A 6,076-nucleotide genomic window follows, 5' to 3' on the forward strand; every position below is an offset into this window, starting at 1 on the left:
GCCCGTCGAGTACGAGGCCAACCACTACATGGAATCCACAAAACCACAGGTCACAACCACAATCTGAGATCTCTACCGAACCCGGGGCGGTTCACTGTGAGAATCGGCGGGTGCTGTCTCGGGCTGCGGCTTGACCCGTGTGAGAACGGACCGTGGTGTCTTGGTTTGGATCTGTCGGTCGTTGGCTCGGGGCGGTGCTTGCTGTCACCGGGCCGGCGGGACGTGTCCCGATAGGGGCCTTGCCGTGAACAGGGCGCCGTCACAGTTTTGACCGCCCCGACCGGTCCGGTGTCGGCCATCCGACACTCCAACGGACAGGGGACGGACCGACCGTGGCCAGTATGCCCACCCGTGCTCACGCCAGCCAGCCACACCCCGACGACGGCGAGGTCATCCTCGGCGTCGACACCCACAAGGACACGCACGTCGCCGCCGTGCTCACGCCTCTCGGCGCGATCCTGGCCACCGATGCGTTCCCCGCCACCGCGGCCGGCTACCGCGAACTGCTGGATTGGGCACGGTCGTTCGGGATGCCAGCCCGTGCCGGCGTCGAAGGTACGGGTTCCTACGGTGCGGCCCTGACACGCCACCTCCTCTCCCACGGCATTCAGGTCTTCGACGTCAACCGGCCCGACAAGACCGCCCAGCGCCAGCAGGGCAAGACCGACACCGTCGATGCCCAGGCGGCCGCGCGGGCCGTCATCTCCGGCAGAGCCACCGCCCAGGCCAAGAGCGGCGACGGGCCGGTGCAGATCGCGCGCATGTACAAACTGGCCAAGGACTCCGCTATCAAGGCCCGCACGCAGGCCATCAACCAGCTCAAAGCCGTTCTGGTGTCCGCTGATCCCGCCCTGCGCGAGCAACTGGCGCCTCTGACCAACCCGGCGCTGATACGCGCCTGTGCCGATGTGGCATCCGCCGGTGACTACCTCGGCCGTGACGACGTCCTGGACGCCACGCTGATCACGCTCCAGCTGCTGGCCGAGCGCATCCAGCAGTTGACGGCCCAGGTCAACGAGCTGAAGCGACGCCTGGCCACCCTCGTCCAGTCCCACGCGCCGCAGCTGGTGAAGCGCGTCGGTGTCGGTCCGGACAGTGCCGTCACGCTTTTGATCACCGCCGGTGACAACCCCGAGCGCCTGGTCGACGAAGCGTCCTTCGCGGCGCTGTGCGGGGCCAGTCCGGTCGAGCGCTCGTCGGGCAAACAGCAACGCAGACGCCTGAACCGCGGCGGCGACCGGCAGGCGAATGCGGCGCTCTACCGGATCGTGCAAAGCCGACTGCGCTGGGATCCGCGGACCCAGGCCTACCTCAAACGGCGGATCAGCGAGGGTAAGACCCGGCGTGAAGTGATCAGGTGCCTCAAACGCTATGTTGCCCGCGAGATCTTCTCCCTCCTGCCACGAACCGAGCTCACACCGATCGGCCCATGACGGCTTGACAGTCATAGGGGCGTCCAAACGCTCGTGATCGAGGACCTGACCGTGCGCAACATGGTCAAGGACCGGAGTCTGGCCCGCGCCATCAGTGATGCGGCGTGGTCTCAGTTCAGGAGCCTTCTGGAGTACAAGGCCGCCTGGTACGGGCGGGAAGTGATCGCGGTCGACCGCTTCTTCCCGTCCTCCAGGCTGTGCTCCGCCTGCGGCGCCCTCGCCGAGAGCATGCCGCTGAGCGTCCGTACCTGGACGTGCGCCTGCGGGGCGCGAGCCATGACCGGGACGCGAACGCGGCGAAGAACCTCCTGGCCGCCGGGCTGGCGGTGTCGGTCTGTGGAGCCGGTGTAAGACCTCAACGGAGAACTCCGGACGGGCAGTCGGCGACGAAGCAGAAAACCTCACAGCGCGAGCCGTGAGAATCCCCCTCCTTCAGGAGGGGGAGAAGTCAACAACAACAACATCCACGACGAGTGGGAGGGAACCGACGCCGCGCTGAAGCTCATCGAGCGGCTGGCCACGGCGGACGACGCCCGTACCACCGAGCTGCTGTCGAAGAGCCGTATCCACCTCAACGTCACGGCCAACCCGGACGGCCGGATCGCCGGCACCCGAGCCAACGCCAACGGCTTCGACCTCAACCGGGACTTCATCACCGGCAGCCAGCCCGAGTCCCGCGCCATCCGGCAGATCGCCATCGACAAACGGCCCGTGATGATGCTGGACCTGCACGGATACGTCAACGGCACCCTGATCGAGCCGACCACCCCGCCGCACGGCGAGAACTACGAATACGACCTCGTCCTCAAGAATTCCTACGCCAACGCGTTGGGCATGGAGGCCGCCATCAACGGCCTCGGCTACACCCCGCAGAAGGACGGCGTGCAGCCCGCCATCATCCCCTTCCGCGACCAGCAGGAGGGCTGGGACGACTGGCCGCCGATCTTCACCCCGCAGTACATGCCGTTCCACGGCACGGTCGCGGCCCACACCGTCGAGTTCCCGATGCGGGTCAACGGGCAGGACTACGACACCCAACCGGTCGACGAGCTGCGACGCAGGTCGACAATCAACACCGCCATCGCGGGCGCCGCGATGCGGGCCACGCTCGACTACGCCCTGGACCACCGCGCCTCGGTGATCGCCGACCAGATCGAGATATTCCGGCGCGGCTCGGCGGGCGAGGCACAGAGGCCGGTGTCGGAGGAGACCGTTCCGGGTGTGCCGGGCATCGGCCCCGAGGACGTCTACACCGCCGAGTTCCCCCGGGCGTATGTGATTCCGGCCGGAAGCGGACAGAGGTCCGCGACGGCCGCGGCCCGGCTGGTGGACCATCTGGCCGCCAATGACGTGCAGGTCGTACGGGCGGACGAGGGCTTCCGGCTGAACGGACGGATGTATCCGGCCGGCTCGTACGTCGTCGACATGCACCGGCCCAAGCGCGGTCTGGCCAATGTGATCCTGGCCGACGGCCGGGACATCAGCGCGGACGTGTCCGCGATGTACGACATCTCGGGCTGGAGCCTCGGGCTGCTCTGGGGTGCGACGGTGGACCGGGTCGAGGACGGCCGGCTGCGTGTCGAGGGACGTACGGTCCAGGCGGCGGCGCCGACCGGACATGTCGCGCCGCACGGGGACCTGGCGCTGCGGCTCGACGACCCGAAGGAGCTGACAGCGGTCAACTCCCTGCTGGCGCAGGGCGTCCGGGTGCGCCGTACGGACGACGGGACGGCGATCGTGCCCGGCTCGGCGCGCGCGCAGGCACGGGTGCTCGCCGACCGGTACGGCGTCGCCTTCCGGGCGACGGAGCAGCGCGGCACGGCGGATCTGCGCCGCACCCGGGTCGCCGCGGCGGTGACGCCCGGCGAGCTGTTCTCGCTGCGCGAGATGGGCTTCGACGTGGTGCCGGTCTCGACGGCCGTGCTCAACGCGGGCTTCGACTGGTCCGCCGCCGATGTCCTGTACGTGTCCACCGGACTGTCGTACAAGGCTCTCGACCCGGCGGCGCGCGCCGCACTCGACGGCTTCCTGAAGGGCGGCGGTGGCGTGGTCGGCCTCGGCTCGACGGGCGCGGCCTTCAACACCGACGCTCGGCTGCTCGCCGCCACGGCGGTGGAGGGCCACGGCGACGCCAACGGCGTGGTGCGGGTGGTGAACGCGGGCGGCCCGGTCACCGGCGGCGCCTCCGGGCACAGCTTCGTCTACTCCCCGCTGTGGTTCACCGGTCTGGGCGCTGGCGTACGCGCCGACCAGTCGTACGGCAGCGGCAATCCGCTGGTCTCCGGCCACTGGCGGGCCCTGAAGAACGGCTCGGGCGGCCCCCTGGACGCGGCGGGCCGCGCCTCGGTCGTCAGCGGTACGTCCGCGCGGGGCTCCCAGGTCGTGCTGTTCGGCACCCAGCCGCTGTTCCGCGCCCATCCGAAGAGCGTGTTCGCGCAACTCGGGCGAGCGCTGCTGACCACCGGGGAATGATCGCCGGCTGAATCCGGGGCCGGTTCCCAGGTACGGCGGAGGGCCGCACCCCTGTTCGGGGTGCGGCCCTCCGCACGGGCGGGATCAGGACGACCTCGCCCTTGATGTTGCCGCGGGTGGCGTTGGAGCACGGGCACACCTGGTGGGCCTTCTGGACCAGGGCCTGTGCGGTGGCCGCGTCCACGTTCGGGATGGAGGCGGCGATCCGGACCTCCAGAGCCCGCCGTGCGACCTTCGCCGTTCCCGCCCGTGGCCGGGAACGGCACAGCGGCCACTTTGTGCCGGGCGGTTTCACAACAGCCGTTCGTCCACCGATATCGTTGCCAGGCCCGCCGGGCCGTAGATGTGGAGGACGGTGCCCGTGGGGATGCCACCGGCGGCCAGCGCGTGGACCGGAGCCCTGGCGAGCAGGACGTGCCGGAGATCGCCGGCCTCCCATTCCTTCGAAAGGTTGAGAAGTGACCACATCACAACGGAGCGAAAGCAGCCCCCCTGTGGGCAAGTCCCGCGACAGGCTGGACGGCGGGGTTCTCCTTGTGGCCGGCGTGATCGTGCTTGGCGGGATCATGTCGATCCTCGACATCACGGTGGTGTCGGTCGGGCTGCAGACGTTCCAGAAACAGTTCAGTGCGACCTCGGCTCAGGTGGCCTGGACGATGACGGGCTATACGCTGGCTCTGGCCAGTGTCATCCCGCTTACAGGCTGGGCCGCCGACAGGTTCGGCACCAAACGGCTCTACCTCCTCGCGATCACCTTGTTCGCCGCCGGCTCCGCGCTGTGCGCGACTGCCACATCTCTCCAAATGCTGGTCGCGTTCCGGGTCGTCCAGGGCCTCGGCGGCGGCATGCTGATGCCGCTCGGCATGACGATCCTGACCCGTGCCGCCGGCCCTGAGCGGGTCGGCCGGGTGATGGCGGTGCTCGGTATCCCCATGCTGCTCGGCCCGATCTTCGGCCCCATCCTCGGCGGCTGGCTGATCGACGCCGCCTCATGGCACTGGATCTTCCTGATCAACGTGCCGATCGGCGTGATCGCGCTGGTCTACGCGGCGAAAGTCCTGCCCAAGGACCACGTACAGCCGTCGGAGTCCTTCGACTGGCTGGGAATGGTGATGCTCTCGCCGGGACTGGCGACGTTCCTGTACGGCGTCTCGACCATCCCCGAGACCGGCACGGTCTGGAATGCCAAGGTACTCGTGCCCGCAATCATCGGGCTGGTCCTGATCGCGGCGTTCGTGCCGTGGGCCTTGCACCGGCGCAACATCCACCCGCTGGTCGACCTGCGCCTGTTCCGCAACCGGGACATGAGCATCGCGGTGATCGCGATGTCGCTGTTTGCTGTCGCGTTCTTCGGCGCCAGCCTTCTGTTCCCGCTCTACTTCCAGCAGGTGCGCGGCGAGTCGGCGCTCCACTCCGGGGTCCTTCTCGCCCCTCAGGGCATAGGCGCGATGATCACCATGCCGATCGCCGGGATGCTCGCCGACAAGATCGGCCCCGGCAAGATCGTGATGACCGGCATCACGGTGATCACCGTGGGCATGGGCATGTTCACGCAACTGACCGCGGGCACTTCCTACACCTACATCATTGCCGCACTCTTCGTGATGGGCCTCGGGATGGGCGCTTCGATGATGCCGATCATGGCGTCGGCGCTGGCCACCCTGACGGACCACAACGTCGCCCGAGGCTCGACACTGATGAACATCGTCCAGCAGGTGGCGGCCTCGATCGGCACCGCCCTGTTCTCGGTGCTCCTCACCAATGGCCTCAAGGACATGACCGCGACCTCTCCCACCGAGGTGCGTTCCCAGATGGGTGACGCGTTTGCCTCGGTGTTCCTGGTGGCGGCCATCCTCGTCGCTGTCTGCCTGATCCCCGCCGCCCTGCTGCCTCGCAAGAAGGTCAAGGCCGCCGACCCCACGGCGATGGTGGGTCACTGAGTCGTTTCCAACCAGGTTGACGACGGGCTGAGTTGACGGCGGGCAGGTTCTGGGAAGACGTGAAGCTCCTGGCAGATGGGTTGTCGACCAAGAGCAACCTGTCCGCCCGGAGCTTCGTGTGCTTGTCCACCCATCGGGACTAGTAGTACTTCGTTAGGTTGGCTGGCGTGGGTGGTGTTCTGGCGGAGCTGAAGCGGGGATGCCGCGGTGGCAGGTGGGGCATGTGCCGGT

Annotated in this window: 3 protein-coding genes and 3 pseudogenes; 4 read left to right on the top strand and 2 right to left on the bottom strand. The window is 68.2% G+C overall.

Translation table 11 applies throughout. The annotated features are described in order from the left end of the window. Positions 1-341: 341 nt before the first annotated feature. From ACIQFZ_RS42980 to ACIQFZ_RS42990, 3 genes and pseudogenes are all read left to right on the top strand, one after another. On the top strand, positions 342-1,433 hold the full coding sequence (locus ACIQFZ_RS42980) for an IS110 family transposase (RefSeq protein WP_402693952.1): 1,092 nt from the start codon (positions 342-344) through the stop codon (positions 1,431-1,433). Positions 1,434-1,457: 24 nt separating this feature from the next. Next, positions 1,458-1,852, top strand: a pseudogene (locus tag ACIQFZ_RS42985) (RNA-guided endonuclease TnpB family protein); the annotation flags it as partial. A 34-nt stretch (positions 1,853-1,886) separates the two neighbouring features. Next, positions 1,887-3,905 (top strand): annotated as a pseudogene (locus ACIQFZ_RS42990) (M14 family zinc carboxypeptidase); the annotation flags it as partial. Between the two features lie 91 nt (positions 3,906-3,996). On the opposite strand, the pseudogene ACIQFZ_RS42995 reads toward ACIQFZ_RS42990, so the two are convergent. Both ACIQFZ_RS42995 and ACIQFZ_RS43000 read right to left on the bottom strand, forming a co-directional pair. Then, positions 3,997-4,125, bottom strand: a pseudogene (locus ACIQFZ_RS42995) (organic hydroperoxide resistance protein); the annotation flags it as partial. Between the two features lie 71 nt (positions 4,126-4,196). Further along, positions 4,197-4,373 carry a hypothetical protein gene (locus ACIQFZ_RS43000; protein ID WP_358862778.1) on the bottom strand — a complete coding sequence of 59 codons (177 nt, stop codon included), beginning with the start codon at positions 4,371-4,373 and terminating at the stop codon, positions 4,197-4,199. Between the two features lie 26 nt (positions 4,374-4,399). Between ACIQFZ_RS43000 and ACIQFZ_RS43005 the strand changes: the two genes are divergently transcribed. Next, positions 4,400-5,845: a DHA2 family efflux MFS transporter permease subunit gene (locus tag ACIQFZ_RS43005; protein ID WP_358862779.1), complete on the top strand. Its 1,446-nt coding sequence runs from the start codon at positions 4,400-4,402 to the stop codon at positions 5,843-5,845. Positions 5,846-6,076 lie beyond the last annotated feature (231 nt).

Source organism: Streptomyces sp. NPDC093064, assembly GCF_044754605.1.
In the GTDB taxonomy this organism is placed as follows: domain Bacteria; phylum Actinomycetota; class Actinomycetes; order Streptomycetales; family Streptomycetaceae; genus Streptomyces.